This window comes from Mesorhizobium sp. B2-4-17, from assembly GCF_006441275.1.
Classification (GTDB): domain Bacteria; phylum Pseudomonadota; class Alphaproteobacteria; order Rhizobiales; family Rhizobiaceae; genus Mesorhizobium.
Genome location: NZ_VFUX01000007.1, coordinates 67,347 through 87,854 on the forward strand (window position 1 = coordinate 67,347; position 20,508 = coordinate 87,854).

The 20,508-nt window shown below is 62.7% G+C and carries 16 protein-coding genes and 1 pseudogene; 7 read left to right on the forward strand and 10 right to left on the reverse strand.

The window, feature by feature from the left end:
- Positions 1–96: 96 nt before the first annotated feature.
- From FJ548_RS07610 to FJ548_RS07625, 4 genes and pseudogenes are all read left to right on the forward strand, one after another.
- Positions 97–1,053 carry an AraC family transcriptional regulator gene (locus tag FJ548_RS07610; protein ID WP_140612620.1) on the forward strand — a complete coding sequence of 319 codons (957 nt, stop codon included), beginning with the start codon at positions 97–99 and terminating at the stop codon, positions 1,051–1,053.
- Between the two features lie 23 nt (positions 1,054–1,076).
- The gene (locus FJ548_RS07615; protein WP_140612622.1) at positions 1,077–2,156 is read left to right on the forward strand and encodes an AraC family transcriptional regulator; all 1,080 of its coding nucleotides are present in this window, start codon (positions 1,077–1,079) and stop codon (positions 2,154–2,156) included.
- Positions 2,157–2,331: 175 nt separating this feature from the next.
- The gene (gene gshB, locus FJ548_RS07620) at positions 2,332–3,276 is read left to right on the forward strand and encodes a glutathione synthase (RefSeq protein ID WP_140612624.1); all 945 of its coding nucleotides are present in this window, start codon (positions 2,332–2,334) and stop codon (positions 3,274–3,276) included.
- A gap of 184 nt (positions 3,277–3,460) precedes the next feature.
- Positions 3,461–4,102 (forward strand): annotated as a pseudogene (locus tag FJ548_RS07625) (magnesium chelatase domain-containing protein); the annotation flags it as partial.
- A gap of 154 nt (positions 4,103–4,256) precedes the next feature.
- On the opposite strand, the gene FJ548_RS07630 reads toward FJ548_RS07625, so the two are convergent.
- Positions 4,257–5,633, reverse strand: coding sequence for an amidase (locus tag FJ548_RS07630; RefSeq protein WP_140777551.1), 1,377 nt, complete (start codon positions 5,631–5,633; stop codon positions 4,257–4,259).
- Positions 5,630–6,229 carry a transcriptional regulator BetI gene (gene betI / locus FJ548_RS07635; protein WP_140613574.1) on the reverse strand — a complete coding sequence of 200 codons (600 nt, stop codon included), beginning with the start codon at positions 6,227–6,229 and terminating at the stop codon, positions 5,630–5,632. Before betI ends, FJ548_RS07630 begins: the two co-directional genes overlap by 4 nt.
- Positions 6,230–6,328: 99 nt before the next feature.
- On the opposite strand from betI, the gene choX reads away from it, so the two are divergent.
- The 3 genes from choX to FJ548_RS07650 all read left to right on the forward strand — a co-directional run bounded on the left by choX (position 6,329) and on the right by FJ548_RS07650 (position 9,789).
- On the forward strand, positions 6,329–7,267 hold the full coding sequence (gene choX, locus FJ548_RS07640) for a choline ABC transporter substrate-binding protein (protein ID WP_140777552.1): 939 nt from the start codon (positions 6,329–6,331) through the stop codon (positions 7,265–7,267).
- A gap of 433 nt (positions 7,268–7,700) precedes the next feature.
- On the forward strand, positions 7,701–8,030 hold the full coding sequence (locus tag FJ548_RS07645; protein WP_140777553.1) for a hypothetical protein: 330 nt from the start codon (positions 7,701–7,703) through the stop codon (positions 8,028–8,030).
- Positions 8,031–8,256: 226 nt separating this feature from the next.
- On the forward strand, positions 8,257–9,789 hold the full coding sequence (locus tag FJ548_RS07650) for a YifB family Mg chelatase-like AAA ATPase (RefSeq protein ID WP_140777554.1): 1,533 nt from the start codon (positions 8,257–8,259) through the stop codon (positions 9,787–9,789).
- Between the two features lie 1,141 nt (positions 9,790–10,930).
- Here the strand turns inward: FJ548_RS07650 and FJ548_RS07655 are convergent.
- The 8 genes from FJ548_RS07655 to FJ548_RS07695 form a co-directional block, all read right to left on the reverse strand.
- On the reverse strand, positions 10,931–11,536 hold the full coding sequence (locus FJ548_RS07655; RefSeq protein WP_246678581.1) for an FkbM family methyltransferase: 606 nt from the start codon (positions 11,534–11,536) through the stop codon (positions 10,931–10,933).
- A 669-nt stretch (positions 11,537–12,205) separates the two neighbouring features.
- Positions 12,206–14,377, reverse strand: coding sequence for a malate synthase G (locus tag FJ548_RS07660; RefSeq protein WP_140777555.1), 2,172 nt, complete (start codon positions 14,375–14,377; stop codon positions 12,206–12,208).
- A gap of 279 nt (positions 14,378–14,656) precedes the next feature.
- On the reverse strand, positions 14,657–16,699 hold the full coding sequence (locus tag FJ548_RS07665) for a hydantoinase/oxoprolinase family protein (RefSeq protein WP_140777556.1): 2,043 nt from the start codon (positions 16,697–16,699) through the stop codon (positions 14,657–14,659).
- Between the two features lie 161 nt (positions 16,700–16,860).
- Positions 16,861–17,208: an endonuclease domain-containing protein gene (locus tag FJ548_RS07675; RefSeq protein ID WP_246678582.1), complete on the reverse strand. Its 348-nt coding sequence runs from the start codon at positions 17,206–17,208 to the stop codon at positions 16,861–16,863.
- 143 nt (positions 17,209–17,351) lie between these two features.
- Entirely contained in the window at positions 17,352–17,978 is a 627-nt protein-coding gene (locus FJ548_RS07680) for a CDGSH iron-sulfur domain-containing protein (protein ID WP_140777558.1), read from the reverse strand.
- A gap of 112 nt (positions 17,979–18,090) precedes the next feature.
- Positions 18,091–18,462 carry a hypothetical protein gene (locus FJ548_RS07685; RefSeq protein ID WP_140765778.1) on the reverse strand — a complete coding sequence of 124 codons (372 nt, stop codon included), beginning with the start codon at positions 18,460–18,462 and terminating at the stop codon, positions 18,091–18,093.
- Positions 18,463–18,590: 128 nt separating this feature from the next.
- The gene (locus FJ548_RS07690) at positions 18,591–18,944 is read right to left on the reverse strand and encodes a hypothetical protein (RefSeq protein WP_246678588.1); all 354 of its coding nucleotides are present in this window, start codon (positions 18,942–18,944) and stop codon (positions 18,591–18,593) included.
- A gap of 71 nt (positions 18,945–19,015) precedes the next feature.
- Positions 19,016–20,503 (reverse strand): aspartate aminotransferase family protein, encoded by a 1,488-nt coding sequence (locus tag FJ548_RS07695; RefSeq protein WP_140777560.1) that lies wholly within the window; start codon positions 20,501–20,503, stop codon positions 19,016–19,018.
- Positions 20,504–20,508 lie beyond the last annotated feature (5 nt).

The following is a 20,508-nucleotide window of genomic DNA, read 5'->3' on the forward strand; positions in this document are numbered from 1 at the left end:
GCACGGTTCGCTGGCCATGCGGATACCGCCCCTTCGTAAGAGCCTCTGGAAATCGGAGGCCGCAGAGCGCAAGGTCAGCTCAGATGGTGAAGATCGATGAATGATCCGGCCACGCAAATCGACCACCACGACGCCCTGATGCAGCGTCGATTCCGTGCGGCCTCCACCAAAAGCTGTTTCGCCAAGGGCATCTCGAAAGACCCAACGATATTCACGCATGTCGCCGTACCCGAACCTTCGGGCGCATGGACGTTGAAGCCGGAGCCCGAAGCGGCCTTTTCGGTCCATATCGTCCTGACGCACTTGCCGAGACTGGAGGCGCGAATGGACGGGCGCAAGGAAGCCTTGGGGGCGATGAGAGCCGGCGAAATCTGCATCTTTGACCTCGGCACCTCGCCAAGGGTTCTGATCCGAGATCCAATGCAAACCCTGCGGGTGCAGATGTCGCAGCGCAGCTTGGATGATCTCGCTGATGAGTTCGGCCGGCCGCCGATCGGGTCGCTGCGTCCCACCTTCGGCGCGGAGGACTCGGTTCTCTTCGGGCTAGGCACCGCCATGCTGAAGAAGACGCAGATGTTCGGCGATGAGGACGCTCTATTCCTTGACCACGTGGCGCTCGCCTTTCAGCTTCACATTGCCCAGACCTACGGCCAACTCCGCAGCATCAAGCCTCTGCGGGGAGGACTGGCGCCCTGGCAATACCGGCGCGCCACCGAGTTGATGTCCGCAAGGATCGCGGAAGGCGTTACACTCGCGGAACTGGCGGAGGCCTGTGAACTCTCCGTGAATTACTTTGCCAGGGCTTTCAGGCGCACGGCCGAAATGCCCGCTCACAAATGGCTGATGAAGGAGCGCGTCAGACAGGCGAAGAACCTTCTCCTGAACATGGAGATGCCAGCAGCGGAGGTCGCCGTGGCCTGCGGGTTCACCGACCAAAGCCATTTCACGCGCATATTCTCGCAACTTGAAGGAAAGAGCCCTGCGCGGTGGCGGCGGTTGCGCCTCGACGACCCAAGGCAATATCTGCCCCGCTTCCAAGCAGCGATGCCCTGAGACTTGGCTGGAGTAGGCATCCCATGACTTTCGGTTCGCGTTCGTTCAGCCCGGAAGACCTGTCACCGGAGCACGCGCGGCAGCGTCAGACGTTTCTGCGCGGGATGTTCGGCGCCGGCGAAGGCTCTGCATTGCAAAGCGACGCCGAAGCCGGCGGACCATTCAACGCCTCGGACGAAGCCTCAGTGCCGCGCCAGAATATGGACCTGGCGGTTTTCAAATCGTACCTGGCATTTCGGTATAAGGCCCCGGTCCAGACTGCCTTTTTCTCCAATACGATCTCGAAAGACCCGATCGCGATCAGCCGCCTCCAGGCCGGGCCATGCCTCACCCGCGCGGTGGCACCCGAGCCAGGATTCGCGGTGATCGTCTACCTGTCGCCAATAGCCAGGATGGAGGGCTGGATCGACGGTCGTCACGTCAACTATCCCGAGGTCAATGCCGGCGATGTGGTGCTTCTGGACCTGGAGGCGTCTCCGATCGCGCATCTCCATCAATCCGTGGACTTTCTGCGCCTGCAAATATCGAGGCGGACCCTGCACGATCTCGCATACGACTTTGGTGAGCGGCCGCCTGTCGGTCTGCGAACGATCCTGGGCGGCGTGAACGATCCGATCCTGTATGGCCTGAGCCGCGCCCTGGAGGCGAAGGCCGCTCACTACGGATCGAGCGACCAGTTGTTCATCGATCAAGTGGCGCTGGCCTTCCATGCCCATCTCGTTAGGACCTACGCCCCCGGTCACGGGCCTGCCAGAGTCGTTGGCGGCTTGGCGCCATGGCAAATGCAGCGGGCCCGCGAGATGATGCTGGCCAATTTGAGCGGCGACATCGCCATCGCCGACATCGCCCAGGCCTGCGGTCTGTCGGTCAGCTACTTCGCCCGCGCCTTTCGTCAGACCGTTGGCGTTCCGCCCTACAAGTGGCTGATGAACGAGCGCATCCAGAAGGCAAAGACGTTGCTGCGCCAAAGCAGGCTCGGCATTTCCGAAGTGGCCTTGGCCTGTGGATTCGTCGATCAAAGCCACCTGACGCGGGTGTTTCGCAGTAGCGTGGGCCGAACGCCCCGCCTATGGAGACAGGGAGCCGACGCCGTGGCGGACTAGGCGGCGGCCGGCTGGCGCCTTCTTTTGATCCCGCGCCGGAGGCTGCCGTTTGCCAGGCCGGCCATGCCGCCGCTGGCTATTCCAGGCTGGTTTTCAACCGTTAGGGCGCTGGCCGGATTGGCAGAAGGCGCGGCGGCCCTTATATCGCTCTCGTCGACTGCGCTGGGGAGCCACCATGAAGTTGAAAATCGCCGTCCAGATGGACCATGTCTCCAGCGTGTCGATCGCCGGCGACACGTCGTTCGCGCTGTCGCTGGAAGCGCAGCGGCGCGGCCACCAGCTGTTCCACTATACGCCCGACCGGCTGTCGCTGCGCGACGGCAAGGTGTTTGCCCGCATCGAGGAGATGCAGGTGCGGGACGAGAAGGGTAATCATTACTCGCTGGGCGAGAAGGTGCGCACCGACCTGTCCGAGATGGACGTCGTGCTGCTGCGCCAGGACCCGCCCTTCGACATGAACTACATCACCACCACGCATATGCTGGAGCGCATCCATCCGAAGACATTGGTGGTCAATGATCCGGCCTGGGTGCGCAACAGCCCGGAAAAGATCTTCGTCACCGAGTTTTCCGACCTGATGCCGGAGACGCTGATCACCAAGGATCCGCTGGAAGTCGCCGCCTTCCGCAAGGAGTTCGGCGACATCATCATCAAGCCGCTCTACGGCAATGGCGGCGCCGGCATCTTCCATCTGCTTGAAGCCGACCGCAACCTCGCCTCGCTGCTCGAAATGTTCGGCCAGCTGTTCCGCGAGCCCTATATCGTCCAGCGTTACCTGAAAGACGTCCGCAAGGGCGACAAGCGCATCATCCTGATCGACGGCGAGCCGGTCGGCGCCATCAACCGGGTGCCGGCCGAGCACGATTCCCGTTCCAACATGCATGTCGGCGGCCGCGCCGAGAAGACGGAGCTGACGGCGCGCGAACGCGAGATCTGCGCCCGCATCGGGCCATCGCTCAGGGAACGCGGCTTCATCCTGGTCGGCATCGACGTCATCGGCGACTATATGACGGAGATCAACGTCACCTCGCCCACCGGCGTGCGCGAAGTCGCCCGCTTCGGCGGCGCCGACATCGCCAGCCTGTTTTGGGACGCAGTCGAGGACAAAAGGCGGAAGTAGCCGTTTTCATTTCGTATTAACCATGTTCCGTTCATGGCAATCGGCTACAAGTCCGTTGCAACTCCACGGTGGCTTGTTCCTGTAATGTTCTTGATTTGATCAAGAAATTGTGATTGTCTGCCGAAGAGGCCATTTCGGGCCTGATCGCACGGGCTGAGGCCAGCCCGTATCCGGGGGCAACACGATGGTGGCGCGGGTTCGCACGGTCGCTTTCCAGGGCATCGAGGCCGTGCCGGTCGACGTGCAGGTGATGGTCGCGCCGGGCAAGGTCGGCATGCAGATCGTCGGCTTGCCCGACAAGGCGGTTGCCGAAAGCCGCGAGCGGGTGCAGGCGGCACTTCATGCGTCGGGCCTGTCGATGCCGTCGAAGAAGGTGACGATCAATCTCGCGCCCGCCGACCTGCCCAAGGAGGGCAGCCATTACGACCTGCCGATCGCGCTTGGCCTGATGGCGGCGCTCGGCGCCATTCCGGGCGACATGCTGGCCGGCTATGTCGTTCTCGGCGAATTGTCGCTCGACGGCACGATTGCCGCCGTCGCCGGCGCCCTGCCGGCGGCGATCGGCGCCAATGCCGAAGGCAAGGGCCTGATCTGTCCGTTCGCCTGCGGACCGGAGGCCGCCTGGGCCGGCAGCGATTTCGACATATTGGCGCCGCGCAGCCTAATCGCGATCGCCAACCATTTCCGCGGCACGCAGGTGCTGTCGCGGCCCGAAGCCGGCATCCACGCCTCGGCGCGCGACCTGCCCGACCTCGCCGACATCAAGGGCCAGGAGACGGCCAAGCGCGTGCTCGAAGTGGCGGCGGCCGGCGGCCACAATCTCTTGACATTGTGCTACATTAATTAGCGAGCAATGGCGGCGTGTTTGATCGCCTGTTGAATGGGCGAGCATCTGGCAGGGAACGATCCTTGCGGACATTCGACCTGCCATGGCAATTTACGCTCGAAGCGGCAATCCAAGTGCGGCCTGGCGGAAACCTTCATGCCGCGTGACATAGCTCCAGCTGGGCACATAGTTGCAAGACGAGGAGATCATCGCCCGGCTTGCCGCTGATTTGCACACCGACCGAGAGCCCTGAACTATTTTTGAAATACGGACACGACGCGGACGGCTGTCCTGAGATGTTCGATGGGATGGAGTAGGGAGCGAACCTGTAACCCGCCGCGTTCCAGGCCTCGACATCTCCAAATGCCCTGAAGCTCAAGGATCCGACATTCGGAGGGTCGGTCGCCAGCGTCGGCGTCAAACAGACATGGATCGATTCCATCGAACCCAGGTAGCGTGAGGTATAGATCTCGCGGGCGGAGCGTGCCCGCTCATGTGCGCCATTTCCCCCCGCCTTGGCCTTTTCCAGAAGATGCCACGTCAACGGCTCAAGCTCCTCGGCTGCCGGGGCTCTGCCGAGTTCGCGTGAGCGTTCCTCGACTAGGCGCACGAGGTCGAAAATCCACAGGTGATCGAACCAATTGGACGCGTCGAGACCCTCTGGATAGCGATATTCAACAATGCGGTGCCCGAATGATTCCAGAACCTGAGCCGCCCGGTTCACTGCCTCCTGCTGGTCCGGACCACAAGGTCTGCCTGCCGGGTCAGTGCAGCAGACCCCGACTGTTATCTGCCGTACAGGTCTATCGAGGCCTTCGAGATAGGAATGGCGCTGTGGAGAGAAATCGGCGGTGATGTCGAGCGATGCCGCGCTGTCGCGCACGGTGCGCGTGATAACGTGATCGGAGTTCAGCCCACCTGCAATCTCATCAAAGTACGGCCCTGTGGGATTGAAACCCCCGGTCGGCTTGAACCCGAACACGCCGCAGCACGCAGCCGGTATTCTGATCGAGCCACCTAGGTCCGTTGCGTGGGCAATCGGCACCATTCCCGCAGCAACCGCAGCGGCCGCCCCCCCGCTGCTTCCGCCCACCGTCAGATTGAGGTCCCGTGGGTTGCGCGTTGTGCCATACGCCCGAGGCTCCGTGACGAACTCGGCAGCAAATTCCGGCGTGTTTGTCTTGCCCAAGATAGCGAGGCCAGCACGGCGCCACCGATCGACCATGATGCTGTCAGGCTTTGCTGGCGCACCCTTGAAGAACGCCGAACCGAAGGTCGTCGGCATGTCTGACGAATAGAGGTTCACGTCCTTCAGAAGGAGGGGCACACCGCGCAATGCACTGGCAGCACCGGTATCGGACCTCGAACAGCTCGGGTCGAAATTACGCATGACCACTGCATTGAGAGCGGCATCCCTGCTTTCAATGACGCTGATCGCAGCCTCGATCACTTCGCGCCGAGAAACCTCTTTTCGTTCGATCAGACGCGCCAAACCGACGCCGTCTTGAGCGACATAGTCCGACACATTCATTCGGCACCCCCACGCGCCAACTGACTGACCAGCTGGACGACGTAGTTCTGGAAAATGGCCAGGGCATTCTCGGTGGTCACTCGGCTGGTTGGTTGAGCCGCTTTGACCCAGAGCCCGTCGATCATTGCCAGGAGACAGTTGACCGCAAAGTCCACCTGCCCTTCTGGAATGAGCGAGCGAAGGCAGTAGGCGATATTGCTCGCCAGACGCTTTTCGTAGATTGCCTGATAGCGCATCATTTCGTGATTGCCGCGCAGAGCGGCCCAAAGTGCGAACCACGCCGTTGCCACCGCCGGCTGAAACTGCTCGGCATCGAATTGCGCTGAGGCGATGGCCAGAAGGCGCTCCATCGGCGTCGAAGCCGTCCGCAGCCTGGCGATCGTGACGCGTGACAACTCACGGTTCAGGTGACGCAGGACAAGCGTGTAGAGCTCGTCCCGGCTGCCGAAATAGTGGGTGATAAGACTAGGCGAGATTCCCGCCTTCATACCGATCTGGCGGATCGAACTCTGCTCGATGCCAAGCTCGTGAATGGTGTCAATGGCAGCCTCAATGATCTGCTTCTGCCGAATAGGTTGCATTCCCACTTTTGGCATCGGTTCCCTCCTGTTAGCGCCATCTTGCATTTTTTTATTGTACACGCCAACAAAAAAGATATGATTGTTGGAGCGTTCAACAAAAACAGGGGAACTCCGATGAAAGCCTTTGCCCTTTATGCAAGCGCCGCGCTGACCATCTTCATGGCCGCCGCACCTGCGCACGCCGATCCCGAGAGCTGCCGGAAGGTGAAATTCTCCGACCTCAGCTGGACGGACCTTTCGCTGACGAATGCGACGGCGTCCGTCATACTGACTTCCTTGGGCTATGAACCGGAACAGACCATTCTGGGTCTGCCGGTGACCTTCGAAAGCTTGAAAAACAAGGATATCGACGTTTTCCTGGGAAATTGGCTTCCCGTCCAGGAACAGGAATTCAAATCATACATCGACAACGGCGATGTCGATGTCCTCACCACCAACCTGACGGGCGCCAAGTTCACGCTGGCCGTGCCGACCTATGTCGCGAAGGCGGGGGTGACCTCGTACGATGATCTTTCGAAATTCTCTGACAAATTCAACTCAACGATCTACGGCATCGAAGCGGGCTCAAACCAGCCGCTGCTCGATATAATTTCCGCCGGAAGGCACGGTCTCAAGGACTGGAATGTCGTCGAGTCCAGCGAGGCGGCTATGTTGACCCAGGTCGACAAGATGACCAAGGGAAAGGAATGGATCGTTTTCCTGGCTTGGGCGCCACATCCCATGAACCTCAAGTTCGATCTGACTTACCTGAGTGGCGGCGACAAGGAATATGGTCCCAACTTTGGTGGGGCGACGGTTCGGACGCTGACGCGCAAGGGCTACCGCCAGGAATGCCCGAACGTGACCAAGTTCCTGGAAAACCTGCACTTCGACATCGACTATGAGAACAATGGCATGAACGAAATCATGACCAACAGCGTCGAGCCGGTAGACGCAGCGCGCAAATTGATAAAGCAGTACCCCGACAAGCTGACCGCATGGTTGGATGGTGTGAAGACGTTCGACGGCAAGGACGGTTATGCTGCAGTCAAGGCAGCTGTGATCACAAACTGACCATCATCGCCTGATCGGTGATCTGCGGGCATTGACGAGCCTCGGGACGATACCTCCCCCGCCCAAGTGCCGACGGGGGAGCTCTGGGAACCATGCGTGACTGGAATATCAGCAAATGGTGCCGCCGCCCTTCCCTCGACTTGGCCGTCCTTGCATTCCTGACCGAATGTGGGCCTGACGATGCAGCCAAAAGTGAAAAGTTCTCGCTCATCGATGAGGAAATTTACGACGCGCCTATCAAGACCCAGATTTCACAGAACATCGTTGCCTCGGGTGTTCCCACAAAGGAAGAATTGGAAGCGGAAATTTTGAAGCGGTATCGGGCCGCCGAACAACGCACAGCTTTCCGGTATCACAGCTCCCCAACAACATTTACCTCTATGTGTATGGAAGCGAGGAACAGGCCCGCGCCGGGCAGGGTTTGTGGATTGCGATGCTCGCGAAAAACTATGGTGACACAGGAGATCCGAAGGTAGTCATCGAGGAAGGCCGTCTCGCCGCGCTCTCCGCTGCTCCGGAGGACCGCTTTGGCTTATCCGAGGAAATGCGGAGAGCGATCTTTAAGGAAAGCGGCGAGGCGGAAGCCAGGGCGACTCGTGAAGCCATGGAGCGCGTCCCGAACACCGAACCGATGGCGCAGACCAAGCTCGAAGTGGATCTGGCCGAGAAGTTCAAAGCCGATCTAGTTGCCAAGCAAGGAATCAGTGAGCAGCAGCTGCTCGAAATACAGGCTGAAGGTGTGACCAAGGGATGGCCGATGTGATGAAATATGCCTCGCGCATGAGGTTGCGCTACGCAGGGGAGCATGCCGCAACGATGGACTGGCCGTCTAGCATCTAGCCAATCGGCTACAAGTCCGTTGCAACTTCCACGGCGGCTTGTTCCTGTAATGTTCTTGATTTGATCAAGAAATTGTGATTGTCTGCCGAAGAGGCCATTTCGGGCCTGATCGCACGGGCTGAGGCCAGCCCGTATCCGGGGGCAACACGATGGTGGCGCGGGTTCGCACGGTCGCTTTCCAGGGCATCGAGGCCGTGCCGGTCGACGTGCAGGTGATGGTCGCGCCGGGCAAGGTCGGCATGCAGATCGTCGGCTTGCCCGACAAGGCGGTAGCCGAAAGCCGCGAGCGGGTGCAGGCGGCACTTCATGCGTCGGGCCTGTCGATGCCGTCGAAGAAGGTGACGGTCAATCTCGCGCCCGCCGACCTGCCGAAGGAGGGCAGCCACTACGACCTGCCGATCGCGCTTGGCCTGATGGCTGCTCTCGGCGCCATTCCGGGCGACATGCTGGCCGGCTACGTCGTTCTCGGCGAATTGTCGCTCGACGGCACGGTTGCCGCCGTTGCCGGCGCCTTGCCGGCGGCGATCGGCGCCAATGCCGAAGGCAAGGGCCTGATCTGCCCGTTCGCCTGTGGACCGGAAGCCGCCTGGGCCGGCAGCGATTTCGACATATTGGCGCCGCGCAGCCTGATCGCGATCGCCAACCATTTCCGCGGCACGCAGGTGCTGTCGCGGCCCGAAGCCGGCATCCACGCCTCGGCGCGCGACCTGCCCGACCTCGCCGACATCAAGGGCCAGGAGACGGCCAAGCGCGCGCTCGAAGTGGCGGCAGCCGGCGGCCACAATCTCTTGATGGTCGGCCCGCCGGGCTCGGGCAAATCGATGCTGGCGCAGCGGCTGCCGTCGATTCTGCCGCCGCTGGCACCGAAGGAACTTTTGGAAGTCTCGATGATCGCCTCGGTGGCGGGCGAACTCGGCGAAGGCAAGCTGACCGACCGGCGGCCGTTCCGCGCCCCGCATCATTCAGCCTCGATGGCGGCGATGGTCGGCGGCGGGTTGCGGGCGCGGCCCGGCGAAGTGTCGCTCGCGCATCACGGCGTGCTGTTCCTCGACGAATTTCCCGAATTCACGCCGCAGACGCTCGACGCGCTGCGCCAGCCGCTGGAGACCGGCGACTGCATGATCGCGCGCGCCAACCATCGCGTCACCTATCCGGCGCGCATCCAGCTGGTGGCGGCGATGAACCCGTGCCGCTGCGGCATGGCCGGCGAACCCGGCTATCGCTGCCTGCGCGGCGAACGCTGCCGCACCGACTACCAGGCGCGCATTTCCGGTCCGCTGCTCGACCGCATCGATCTCAGGATCGAAGTGCCGGCCGTTTCGGCCAGCGACCTGATCCGGCCGGACCGCGCGGAGAAGAGTGCCGATGTGGCGCTGCGCGTGGCGCGTGCCCGCACCCTTCAGCGCGAACGCTTCGAGCGGCTCGGCGCCGCCCGCGCCACCACCAACGCCCATTGCGCGCCGGCGGTCATCGAGGAGATCGCCATGCCGGATACCGCGGGCCTGTCGCTGCTCAAGGATGCCAGCGAAAAACTCGCCTTTTCCGCGCGGGCCTATCACCGCGTGCTGAAAGTGGCGCGGACATTGGCCGATCTCGACGCCAGCGAAACCGTCGGCCGCATCCATCTGGCCGAGGCGATTTCCTATCGCATGAGTTCGGAGCGGATGGCGCAGGCGGCGTAGCAAGCGGCCGTTGCAACACAGATCCGTCCACATTGAAGGAATTGAAGGGCGGATTTGCCTTCCGGGCTTCAACCGTTGAGAAGTCCCGCTGGCGACGTGGGAGAAGCCGTTTCAGAAGATACCAGGGGTAGTTGCGAACGCCGGCCCATATAGCGGCCCCCACCAGCGCTGTGAGGACGGCGTATCCTGCCAGAGTCCGAATAGAAGGCCGGCTCAACGTTACGAACAAAATCCAAGAAGCAGAGGGGCGGGAAGGAGGTCGGCGGCGAAGTCGGTCACGATCTTGACAGATTGAGCCAGCAACCGTCCCGATTCTGTATCTTGTTTCTGCAATTCGTGACGATCTGCCCACTCTATGAAGCCGTTGAATTGTGCCGCTCTCGAGCGCCTTTGAGACCCTATACGCGATATCGTCGGCGATTATAGGATCGTCGGAAAAATGATTCGATATATTCCGTTTGGAACCTATGTCCATCCACGCGCGCGTGTCGGAAGACAACGCTTCCCTGGCATTGGCAGCCTATTGTGTGGTCCCCCGCGCCAAAGTGTCTGTGCGGTCTCGGACCCCTGTTCACTCCCATCTGTCGCGAAACGGTTTCTGTCGCTCGGATGGGTACGATTTCCTTTGGGCCGTGGTGGTGTCGATCTCGACGATGACCCGAGCGGTAATCTTGACTGTCACCTTACCTGTCTCATCATCAACGCGCGTCACGTACCCCGTTATCGCCACCTTTTCGCCGGGCTTCGCTTTCCTCGGAGGCTCAATGGCAATTGGGAGGGTGGAGCTTGGAATGCTCACACATGCTCGGCCACTCCGACGCACCATCAAGATAGTCGCCGTCAGCGTCACCTCATCGCCGATGTCTATGCTCCGCCCCATACCTGGATTCCGGCACCGATGATGGGCTCATCAAGACATTGCTAATATAGCGGTGGCGCAGTGACGCAAAGATGACAGTTGTCGCCCACCTCGCAAGGCAGAAGTTGCGGGCTCGAATCCAGTCGGGTGGTCATTCCAGGTCAACCACTGAACCCTGTTCCGCGTCAGGCGAGCGGGCGTCGAGAAACTCCGGACTGGAATTGATCCTCATGTTGAGGCCGGGGCGGATCCGCGGAACAAGTCCATTCCGATAGCGGACGCTTATATCCATCTGCTTATATGCGTACCCGCCTCCAGGAACTCACGGACAATTTCGCGTTCCATGGCAGCAGTCCTTCGTCCTTCCGAGTTCCTCATGTAGGTGGAATGGAACTCGACATAAGCGGCATGGAGATCACGATGCAGCCCCGAACGGATCATGTCGTCCAGAATCTCATACTCCGCCCCTTCGACATCGAGTTTGAGAACGATCACTTCGTAAAGGCTGCGCTTGGCTTGGATCATCCGTGACAGCGAAAACGTTTCGACGAGCTCCGGCGCAAATCGCTGCGACTGGTACAAGCCTCCGTTGTGGCCGGGAATTATAGAGCAGCCTTCGTAGGTAGGGTCCGAGTGCTCTGGCGGGGGACCGAGCAGTTCGGCATAGCCATCTTTCACGCTCGCAGCCTTGGCCACGATCTCCATGGCGCCGTTTTCCGAGCGCAAACCCTGAAGATACTCCAGGCAATTCTTGTTTGGCTCGACAAGAACGTAATCAAAGTGGTCGGGCGTGTAGTACCGGGAAAAGAACCTATACCCCTGGCCAATGTTAGATCCGCAATCGATAAATAATCCGCGACTTCGCGTTGCCGCCTTGAGCTTGGACAATGCCTGCCTTGCATCGCTCGCGACGCGATGCCGGAGCCTTTGCGACCGAATCGGCTCACTTAGCGCTAGCGCCGACAACTGGAGGAACCGACCGAGCCTCCTGGTTCTCAGCACATCTGCTATCTGGTTGATCTTGCTGATCGCCTTACCGGAGCCGTATGCCGTGCGCTCCAATGGCGGACAGGGCAGCCCGAGGCGCATGCGTTGGGTGTGTGCGAAGGCAATCGCATCGCGCTCGCGCCTGAATTCATGGAACGCCCTCGCATACGCGGGCAAACCAGCCCTCAAAGCCCTCCGACAGTTCCACGGAGGTTTTGGAGCAACCGGCATCATATTCGGGGGAAACAGGCATGGCGCTTCCTGCATAGCGGTCGAAACCCGACATTCCATTAGGGTACGCTGATACAATGAATGTGCTGTGACAGGCGCAACGGCCCGTCAACTTCACGACTGACGGTGAAATCCATGCGATCGGCGAGTGCGCCCTTCTCGGCGCCGAGCGCGTGGCCGGCAAACCGGGCCCGAGGGCAAATCCGAGGCGCAAAAACACCTGATCCTGCGCCGCTTTCCAGGGCGCGTGGTTGGAATGGGAGTCGGCGCACTTCACGCCTGACCCCACCCCCGGGCCTCCCCTCAAGGGGAGCCGGAGCTCCCGACCGCCCGATCCTTTCAGGCCCGCTCTTTCGCCTTCAGTTCCAGCCGGCGCGCGTGCAGAACCGGTTCGGTGTAGCCGTTGGGCTGGCTGGTGCCCTTGAACACGAGATCACAGGCTGCCTGGAAGGCGATGGAATCGTCGAAATCCGGCGCCATCGGCTGGTAGAATGGATCGCCGACATTCTGGCGGTCGACGATGGCCGCCATGCGCTGCAGGGAATCCATCACCTGGATTTGCGAGCACACTTTGTGGCGCAGCCAGTTGGCGATGTGCTGGGAAGAGATGCGCAGCGTGGCACGGTCCTCCATCAGGCCGACATCGTTGATGTCGGGCACCTTGGAGCAGCCGACGCCCTGGTCGATCCAGCGCACGACATAGCCCAGAATGCCTTGCGCGTTGTTGTCGAGCTCGCGCTGGATCTCCTCGGGCGTCCAGTTGGGCCGCACCGCCACCGGCACCGACAGGATGTCGTCGAGCTTGGCCTTCGGCCGGTTTTTCAGCGCCGCCTGCACGGCGTGCACATCGATCTTGTGGTAGTGCGTGGCATGCAGCGTGGCCGCCGTCGGCGACGGCACCCAGGCGGTGTTGGCGCCGGCCTTGGGATGCGCGATCTTCTCGACCAGCATCGCCGCCATCAGATCCGGCATCGCCCACATGCCCTTGCCGATCTGGGCGTGGCCGGCGAGCCCGCATTCCAAGCCCGTATCGACATTCCAGGCTTCGTAGGCGGAGATCCAGGCGGCCTGCTTCATGTCGCCCTTGCGGATCATCGGGCCGGCTTCCATCGAGGTGTGGATCTCGTCGCCGGTGCGGTCAAGGAAACCGGTGTTGATGAAGACGACACAGTCTTTTGCCGCCCGGATCGCCTCCTTGAGGTTGACGGTGGTGCGCCGCTCCTCGTCCATGATGCCCATCTTGATGGTGTTTTTGGCCATGCCGAGCAGGGCCTCAACCCGATCAAAAATCTCGACGGCGAAGGCGACTTCCTCCGGCCCGTGCATCTTCGGCTTCACCACATACATCGAGCCGGCGCGGGAATTGGCGCGGCGGCCCTTCGGCCCGACATCGTGCAGAGCGATCAGCGCCGTGACGGCCGCGTCCATGATGCCTTCCGGCATCTCATTGCCGTCGCGGTCGAGGATCGCCGGATTGGTCATCAGGTGGCCGACATTCCTGACCAGCATCAGCGAGCGGCCCGGCACGGTCAGCGTGCCGCCGGCAGGCGCGGTGTAGGCGCGGTCGGGATTGAGCTTGCGGGTAAAGGTCTTGCCGCCCTTGGTGATCTCTTCGGCCAGGTCGCCCTTCATCAGGCCAAGCCAGTTACGGTAGGCGACGACCTTGTCCTCGGCATCCACCGCCGCGACCGAATCCTCGCAGTCCTGGATGGTGGTCAGCGCCGATTCCAGGATGACGTCGGCGATGCCGGCCGGATCGGTGCGGCCAATCTGGTTGTCGCGGTCGATCACGATCTCGATATGCAGTCCATTTTTCACCAGCAGCAAGGCTTGCGGATTGGCGGCGTCGCCGCGATAGCCAACGAATTGTTTCGGGTCGGCGAGCGTGGTGGAGCCGGCGCCTTCGCCGAGCTTCAGCGCGCCGTTCGCCACCGACAATCCGTTGACGCCGACCCATTTGCCTGAGGTCAGCGGCACGGACTGGTCGAGGAAATCCTTGGCCCAGGCAATGACCCTGGCGCCCCGCGCCGGGTTGAAGCCTTTGCCCTTCTGCGCGCCATCCGTTTCGGGGATGGCGTCGGTGCCATAGAGCGCGTCATAGAGCGAGCCCCAGCGCGCATTGGCGGCGTTCAGCGCATAGCGCGCGTTCATCACCGGCACGACGAGCTGCGGCCCGGCGATATCAGCGATCTCAGGGTCGACATTCTCGGTCGACACGCTGAAGGCCGGCCCTTCGGGAACGAGATAGCCGATCTCCTTCAGGAAAGCCTTGTAGGCCTCCATGTCGATGGGCGCGCCATTGTCGCGATACCAGCCGTCAAGCTTCTCCTGCATGGCGTCGCGTTTTGCCAGCAGCGCGCGGTTCTTCGGCGCGAGGTCATGGACGATGGCCGAGAAGCCGTTCCAGAATGTGTCCGCATCGATGCCGGTTCCCGGCACTGCTTCGTTGGCGACAAAGTCGTGAAGCTCGCGGGCAATCCGCAATCCGGCGATTTCGACGCGATCAGTCATCAGGGCTTTCTCCAGGCGAAAGGCTTGGGCGGGCCTTTGGCATGTCAGGGCGCAAGGGTCAATTCGGCTAAGGGTGAAGGTGCCGCATTTTGCCGCCGCGGAACTGCGTATCTCCCCCCTTGAGGGCGAGATGGCCGGCAGGCCACAGGGGGTCGCCGCGCCTGGGGCGCCAACCTTCATCTGCCGCAGGACGTCGGCGTCCGGTCGAACCGACCCCCTCTCGCCGCTTCGCGGCCATCTCCCCCCTCAAGGGGGGAGATTACCCTCTCGACCGTCGCACTATACCGCGATCCTTGGCCTGCCCGAGGCCACCGCCACCACATGCGCCTCGATGAACATGCGCTGGGCTTCGACGGTCGAGACGCGGAACTCGGTCGCGACGTCGATCTCGGCGCTGTCGGTGCCGGCTTCCCGGGCCCGCTGGGCGACTATCGCCCGCACATCGGCTTCGGCCGCCGCGATCGCCGCAGCCTCGTCGAGGAAGTCGCGCACGGTTTCTCCGGAGGCAAGGCGGAACAGTCCTTCCTTGGGCTGGCTGACCCGCGCCTCCGCCGAAACCCTGACCTGGCCGACAACGGCGCCGAGCGCGTTGGCGACATCGGTGTCCTCAGGCACCACGCAGTCATTACCGACCAGGGGCGCCAGGCCGGCATAGTGCAGCGGCGCGGAAGCGCCCAGCCCGATGACCGGGCGGTCGAGCGCGACGGTGAGGCGGGCGATGCCGGGGTGCGCGTCGACGGCGCGCTGGACCAGCGCATGCGCCACGGTCGCGGCGCCGTCGAGCCCGTCCTCGGCAAAGGCGGTTTCGAGGATGTATTCGGCCGACCAGCGCGTCAGCGTCACCAGCACCCGCTCCGAGATGGCTTCCGGCGAGGCTGCGATAGGCTGGCCACGGCCGTCGCGCCTGCGGGCGAACAGCTCGGCGCCGAGGCGGCCGGTGGCGGCATCCCAGTTCGCCTGCTTGCCAAGCACATGTGCCGCGTCCGACGGGGTGAAGCCGCAAATGTGCACCAGCCCGCGCGAGACCAGCCGGTTCAAGGTGGCGTTCTGGGCATTCGACGTCAGCAGCCGGTCGAGGGCAAGCGGGGTCGCGCCGATCGCCTCGTAGAGCCGTGCTTCCGGGGCGGTCAGGCCCGCGGCAAGCCTGTCCGGCACGCCGGTGCGGACAGCGAAGCGGCCATCCATGCGACCGGTGTTGGGCGCGCGCAGCTGGCGTTCGAGCTCCGATTTGACCGCTTCACCATGCGCCATGCCGGCAAGCGCCAGCGGCACAAGGCGTCGCGGCCCGAGCAGGACCCTCGGGTTGAGCGCGCCGTCCTCCAGCGTCACTTCGGAATCGCCGCCGAGCCCGAAGGTGCGCATGGCGACGGCTTCGACCATGGTGCGGAAGCCGCCAACCGTGGCGCCTTCCGGATCAAGCCTGGGCCGGCCTTCGTCGAGTACGGCCACGTCGGTGGTGGTGCCGCCAATGTCGGATACCATGGCATTGTCGAGCCCGGTCATGTGGCGGGCGCCGACCAGGCTGGCCGCGGGGCCGGAGAGTATGGTCTCGATCGGCCGCTGGCGGGCAAACGCCGCCGAGACCAGCGCGCCATCGCCGCGCACCACCATCAAAGGAGCGGCGATGCCGCGTTGATCGAGAAAGCCCTCGGTCGCCGCCACCAGCCGGTCGATCATCGAGATCAGCCTGGCGTTGAGCAGCGTCGTCAGCGCCCGGCGCGGGCCGCCGAGCTTGGCCGACAGTTCGTGGCTTGATGTGACCGGCAGACCGGTCTTCTCGCGGATCAGCTCGCGGGCGGCGACCTCGTGCGCTGGATTGCGGGTGGCGAAATAGGCGCAGACGGCAAAGCCGGACACGGAGGCGCCCAGTTCCGGCAAGGCGGCCTCAAGCCCGGACAGGTCGAGCCTAGCGGCATTGCCATGCACATCGTGGCCGCCTGGACAAAACACCACCGGATCGGTGCCGAGCGCCGCCTTCAGCCCATCGCGGGCGAGGTCGGCCTCGGAAAAGCCGATCATGACCAGCGCGACGCGGCCGCCCTGGCCCTCGACCAGCGCATTGGTGGCGAGCGTCGTCGACATCGAGACCAGCTTGATGGCGGTCGGATCGGTGCCGGCCTTCTGCAGCACCGCGTCGACGGCGCCGGAAATACCGACGGCCAGATCATGCCGCGTGGTCAGCGCCTTGGCCTTGGCCAGCACCTTGCCCTTGTTGGGTCCATGTTGCGGGCCTTCGGTTTCAGACCACAGCACGGCATCGGTATAGGTGCCGCCGGTGTCGATCCCGAGGAAGAGAGGTTTGGGTTTGGATTTTGCGGTCATGGTTGGATCCGGGCAATTCTGTTGCCACGCCCCTTAGCCGATACGGCCCTGACGATAAAGACGAGAGAGATAGGCCAAGGGCAGGAGAGCCAATCTCCCCCCTCGTGGGGGAGATGGCCGGCAGGCCAGAGGGGGGCGCTGTCCCGCCAGCCTCACCGCGACTACAGCACCTCCAGCCGATTTGTTGAAGACGGGCCATCAAGCCCGGCCGCAATCACAATATGCTGGCAGACATTGTCGATGTCGCGAATGATATTCTCGTTCCAGAAGCGCAGGACGGTCCAGCCGTCTTGCTCCAGGCGCGACGTCCTTGCTTCGTCGCTGGCGACCACATCGGCTTCCGCATGCTGGGAGCCATCGACTTCGATGACAAGTTTCTTCTCCGGACAAGCGAAGTCGACAATGTAACCGGCGATTGGAAATTGTCGGCGGAAGCCAAGCCCCATCAACCGGTGTGCGCGAAGCTCGTTCCAGAGCTTCAACTCGGCTAATGTCATGACCTTGCGCATCGATCTGGCGTTTGCGCGATGTCTTGGAGGCAATGGCGTATGAGGCATTGTCACTGTTCGCTGGGTGTTGAAGTTAGCGCTCTACGGTGCCCCCCTCTGTCCTGCCGGACATCTCCCCCACGAGGGGGGAGATGGCTACTCACCTACCCCGCAAATCCCACCTTCTTGTGACTGCCATCGCAAAACGGCTTGTTGGCGGAATGGCCGCAGCGGCACAGGAACGCGACCGTGGTGCGGTCGATTGTATGGCCGGTGCCGGTGATGATTTCGAGATTGCCCGCGATCTTGAGCGGACCGTTTGTCGTCGGCGTCACATTGAGCGGGCCATTCCGCGCTTCGAGGGCCGGCGTGTCCTTCAGCGCCGGTTCGCCGGTGGCCGTGAACCCTGCCTTGGTGTGACTGCCGTCGCAGAACGGCTTGTTTTCCGACGCGCCGCAGCGGCAGAGCGTGGCGCGGAAGAACGTCTCGCCGTCGAGCACGATCTGGGCGTGAACGGCAAGCGGGCCGTTTTCCCGGACGCGCACCGTGTTGACCACGGGCGGCTGCTCCTGCGGTCCGCCATCCTTCCTGATGTAAGTGATGGCGCCCGAGGGGCAGCTCTCGGCGATGGCGACGATCTTCTCGACGCTGGCGGCCTCGGGATGGATCCATTGCCCCGGCGCGTTGGGCACGAAGACATGCGGATCGCCGAGCACGCAATTGCGCGAATGGATGCAGCGCTTGCCGGAAAACCCGACATCGATCTCGTCGCTTTCGACCATGTCGGCCATCGCTGGGCTCCCTTGCCTGGAGCGCGCCGCGTCCGAACGACAGACGCGGCGCGCATTGGGTGTTTGGGCAAGCTATGGCTCGAACGGGAAAACCGTCAAGCTGGCAAACCGGTCAGGGGACCAGGTTGATCTCCTCGGTTTCGCCGCCGCTGCAGGTGTAGCAGCAATCCTCGCATTTCTCCTTGTTGCCGGGGCCGACGCCCCAATAGGTGCCTTCGTCGCCATCGACCCAGGCGCCGTAACAGATCGATTCACCCTCGTTGCAGGAGATCGGCAGCGACTTGGTCTCGCCGTCGTCGAGATAGAAATCCTTGCCGTTGCCCGGCCAGACATAGTCGCGGTCCTGGCTGTAGAGCTCGACGCGCATGGCGTTGGGATGGCTGTTCTTGATGGCGAAGGTGACATCGCCGGCATGGGCCGACGGCGCGATCAGCATGGCAAGTGAAAGCGCGGCCAAGGTGCGGCGCGCGTAGGCGTAGAACATGGTAACCCCCTGGATAAGCGGCCCACCCGGCCGCGACGCGACCATGGCACGCTGTGTTGAGTCGCGAAAGTGGGGCTGGTGCCTCGACCCCCGACTTAATTTGGGTCCGACAGGTCCTTGCCTGCTCCCTATGGTACCAGGTCGATGGTTTCGGTCGAATGTTCGACGCAGATGAAACAGCAGGTATCGCAGGGCTGGTCGTTATCGGGTCCGACGCCAGCGGAGATGCTGTCGTCGCCGTCGACCCAGGCACCATAGCAGATGCGCTCGCCCTGATTGCACGAGATCGGCACCGATTTCCGGGAGCCCGGATCGATCAGGAACACCTGGTCGTTACCCGGCCAGACCGTCTCGCGGTCACGGCTGAACAATTCGACGGCAACCGCTTGCTCGCGCAGGTTCTTGACGAAGAAGGCCATTTCGGCGGCTTCGGCCGAGGTGGCACAGACCAAGGCCGCGAGCACGGCCATACGAAAGAGCATCACGGTCGGATCTCCCGAATCACGGCCACAGAATCGCATGGCCGCCCATGCCTGTCGCTCGCGTTTTGGAGCTAATCCCCGGATGACCCTTCCGCCGCGATCCCGCGTCCCAACCGCACCGTTTCGCGCACCAGAAGATCGAGATCGTCACGCCGGGTGCGGTGGTTGGCGATGGCGACGCGCAGCCAGTGCTCGCCATGCACGGTGGTGTCGGAGAGTGCCGCAATGCCCTGTTCCTGCAGCCGCAGCATGATCTCGATGTTGAGCGCCTTCAGCGGCTCGCCGGCAATCCCGGGCTGATAGCGGAAGCAGACGATGTTGATGGTTGGCGGCATGGCCAGTTCCAGCAATGGCTCGGCCTCGATCCGCCCGGCGAGATAGAGGGCCTGCGCGATGTTCTGGTCGATCAGGCGGCCGAACTTGTCGACCCCATGTTCTCTCAACGCCATCCACACTTTCAGCGCACGAAAGCCGCGCGTCGTCTGCAGGCCGTAATCGTGCAGCCATTCGCCGGAGGCTAGGCCGCGCGGCGTCGATTCCAGATATTCGGGCGTCACCGCGAATGTCTTGCGATGCGCGGCGGCATCCCTGACCAGCGCGCAGCCGACCTCGAACGGCGCATGCAGCCATTTGTGCGGATCGAGCGCGACAGAATCCGCCCATTCGATGCCCGCGACCAGATGCGCGTTTTGCGGCGCAATGGCAATCAGCGCGCCGATACAGCCGTCGACATGGAACCAGAGGCCTTCCTCATGCGCCAGCTTGGCAAGCGTGCGCAGGTCGTCGATCGCCCCGGTGTTCACCGTGCCGGCATTGCCGATGACGCAGGCCGGTTCGAAACCCGCCGCGCGGTCCTCGGCGATCGCCGCGCGCAAGGCATCGATGTCGATGCGCAAGCTCGCGTCAGTCGGAACTCGGCGCAATGCCCGATTGCCGAGGCCGAGTGCTTCCATCGCCTTGCGGTGGCAGGAATGGATCTGGTCCGAGCCATAGAAGCGCAGCGGCTTCTCGATTGCCGCGACGCCCTGCTCGCGCACATCGATGCCGGCCTTGGTGTTGCGCGCCACGGTCAGCCCAATGATGTTGGCCATCGAGCCGCCGCTGACCAGCGTGCCGGAAGCGGACGCGGGAAAGCCCAGCATTTCCTTGCACCAGTTGACCACCTGGCTGTCCATCAGCGCGGCGGCATGGTTGCCGCCGCCAAGGTTGGAGCCCTGGATTGCCGCGAGGAAGTCGCCGAGCGCGCCGGTGAAGTTGCTCGACCCCATATACCAGGACCAGAAGCGCGGGTGGATGTTGCCCATCGGGTAGGACATCACGGTGCGGGAGACCTCGTCATAGACAGCGGCCAGCGGCGCCGGCGATCGCGGCAGGCTTGCCGCGAAGACCTCTCGCACATCCGCCGGCATCTCCCGCCAGATCGGGCGATCGCGCACGCCGCGCAGATAATCGACAGCATCGTCGATGATCCGGTGCGACAGAGCCTGCGCCTCGGTCCAGTCGGAGGGATCGAGCGTTTCCTCGTCCAGTATTTCGAGCGATTGCCGCGCGACATCCATGACCG